The sequence below is a fragment of the Paenibacillus lutrae genome, from assembly GCF_009757775.1.
Lineage (GTDB): Bacteria > Bacillota > Bacilli > Paenibacillales > NBRC-103111 > Paenibacillus_F > Paenibacillus_F lutrae.
On sequence record NZ_RHLK01000036.1, the window covers coordinates 576 to 1,300 of the forward strand.

Annotated in this window: 1 protein-coding gene and 2 pseudogenes; all 3 read right to left on the minus strand. The window is 46.5% G+C overall.

Annotated features, from left to right (window positions below):
• Window positions 1-175 (minus strand): transposase (locus EDM21_RS24445; RefSeq protein WP_420850689.1); only part of this gene is annotated, 175 nt, incomplete at its 3' end.
• 34 nt (window positions 176-209) lie between these two features.
• A pseudogene (locus tag EDM21_RS24450) lies at window positions 210-461 on the minus strand (transposase); the annotation flags it as partial.
• A 4-nt stretch (window positions 462-465) separates the two neighbouring features.
• Window positions 466-725 (minus strand): annotated as a pseudogene (locus EDM21_RS24455) (IS5/IS1182 family transposase); the annotation flags it as partial.

A 725-nucleotide genomic window follows, 5' to 3' on the forward strand; every position in this document is an offset into this window, starting at 1 on the left:
TTTCTTTGCGCTTGGAATAGATCCGCTTGTTCCGTTCTGTATGACGCAGATGCTCTGCTTCTTCAAGGTAATCTGCCCAGATATGACGGCTCACTCGCTTCTTAAAGTCCTTGCTTTCCGTACATTGTTTCAAGAAAGAACAAGACTTGCATCGCTCTGGGTTAGAACGGTACATCTGGTAGCCGTCCCGGTTCGTCAATTNTCCGTTCTGTATGACGCAGATGCTCTGCTTCTTCAAGGTAATCCGCCCAGATATGACGGCTCACTCGCTTCTTAAAGTCCTTGCTTTCCGTACATTGTTTCAAGAAAGAACAAGACTTGCATCGCTCTGGGTTAGAACGGTACATCTGGTAGCCGTCCCGGTTCGTCAATTCGTACGTTAAAAACTCGTTGCTGGGGCAAATGTAAGCGTCGTAGTGCTCGTCGTACACATATTCGTATTTCTTAAAGAAACCATNTCTTAAAGTCCTTGCTTTCCGTACATTGTTTCAAGAAAGAACAAGACTTGCATCGCTCTGGGTTAGAACGGTACATCTGGTAGCCGTCCCGGTTCGTCAATTCGTACGTTAAAAACTCGTTGCTGGGACAAATGTAAGCATCGTAGTGCTCGTCGTACACATATTCGTATTTCTTAAAGAAACCATCCTTCGTTTGTGGACGCGTGTACGGCATAACCGGGCGAATGCCGTCATCCATGAGCAGCTTGCTGATGTACGGCGTCTTGT